Origin of the sequence: Herbaspirillum sp. B65 (assembly GCF_000333555.1) — a bacterium.
In the GTDB taxonomy this organism is placed as follows: Bacteria; Pseudomonadota; Gammaproteobacteria; order Burkholderiales; family Burkholderiaceae_D; genus Herbaspirillum; species Herbaspirillum rubrisubalbicans.
Genome location: NZ_BADI01000147.1, coordinates 1 through 1,142, shown reverse-complemented (window position 1 = coordinate 1,142; position 1,142 = coordinate 1). Strand labels below are relative to the sequence as shown.

The following is a 1,142-nucleotide window of genomic DNA, read 5'->3' as shown; positions in this document are numbered from 1 at the left end:
GAGCAGGATGCTTGCGACACATCGACGCCGATGGCGCAGAGCGTCAGCGTCAGTAGCTTCAGTTGCACCGTCCAGATGGAGATCATCGGTGATGCTTCTGCTGCGGTGCGACCTTCATCTCTGGCGCCCGGGGGAGGCAGCGCCGGAGGTGGCGACCTGCTGCTGGGCGAAGACGAAAGCCTTGGCCATGACACTGCCGGCGTCGCCAATGACTGCGGCGAGCGCGCCGCAGGCGCAGAAGTGATCGTCGGCAGCAGTGATCGCGCCCCTCATCTTGCATTGAAATACGCGGAAGTTTCGGTGCGCTTGCACCCACCTCGCGCCGTCGCGCCGCCGCTGATCGCCGCCGGCGCAGCCCTGTCGCCAAGCCAGCGGCAGCGACGCTGCCTGCAGTCCGGGTTCTGCGATCCCGCTTCACCCCTTGGTTGCGGCGGGCAATATTGCGACTTCCTTCCCGATTTCTGAGCCGCGACAGGACGGAACCGGTACCAACGCAGCGGCCACTCAGGAGAGAGTCAAGACCTGCCATTTCCTGGAGAGACGAAAACATGAGTGTGACGACAGAAGCGACCAGCGCCGGCTATTCCTTTGAGGTATTGGGAAAGAACAATAACGTGACGCTGGATCTGCAGCCCGCCAATGCGGCCGACAGCGGCGAATTCCGGGCTGCGCTGGAACGCCACCTGAAAAACGATCCGGTCCACTTCAAGACCGATAACGCCTCGCTGGGCTCGGCCATCGTCGGTCGCACCACGCATCTGGCGGCGGAGATCAAGCAAGATCAGCAGTATGTTTCCAAGTTGCTGGAACAAGCCACCCGCACTGGCGACTCCATGCAACTGATGAAGGCAATGATGGCACTCAACGATTTCCAGCTACGGGTGCAGACCGTCTCGAAGGTAGTATCCAAGGCAGTCACCTCGGTTGATTCCCTCACCAAGTTGCAATAAGTCCATGAGCTTGCGACCACTGGCAAATTTATTGATCGTGCGCCCGCGCTCACGGCGCTCCACCCGGCTGCTGGCCCACCTTCCGCGTGTGGGGGCGATCCTGGTGCTGCTGCTTCTGCTGTCGGCCTGCTCGCGTTCGGTCAACCTGCAGGCAGGCCTATCCGATGGCGATGCCAATGAAATCGTTCTGGT

General features: G+C 61.4%; 2 protein-coding genes and 1 pseudogene. All 3 read left to right on the top strand.

The features are described from left to right. A partial coding sequence (locus I5W_RS31935; RefSeq protein ID WP_159106103.1) for a hypothetical protein occupies window positions 1-465 on the top strand: 465 nt, incomplete at its 5' end. An 83-nt stretch (window positions 466-548) separates the two neighbouring features. Beyond that, the gene (locus tag I5W_RS03955) at window positions 549-950 is read left to right on the top strand and encodes an EscI/YscI/HrpB family type III secretion system inner rod protein (RefSeq protein WP_044528260.1); all 402 of its coding nucleotides are present in this window, start codon (window positions 549-551) and stop codon (window positions 948-950) included. 4 nt (window positions 951-954) lie between these two features. After that, window positions 955-1,142, top strand: a pseudogene (locus tag I5W_RS03950) (hypothetical protein); the annotation flags it as partial.

Bases quoted from the DNA above. Each gene is read 5' to 3' on its own strand.
- I5W_RS03955 (WP_044528260.1), top strand. From the start codon at position 549: ATGAGTGTGACGACAGAAGCGACCAGCGCCGGCTATTCCTTTGAGGTA.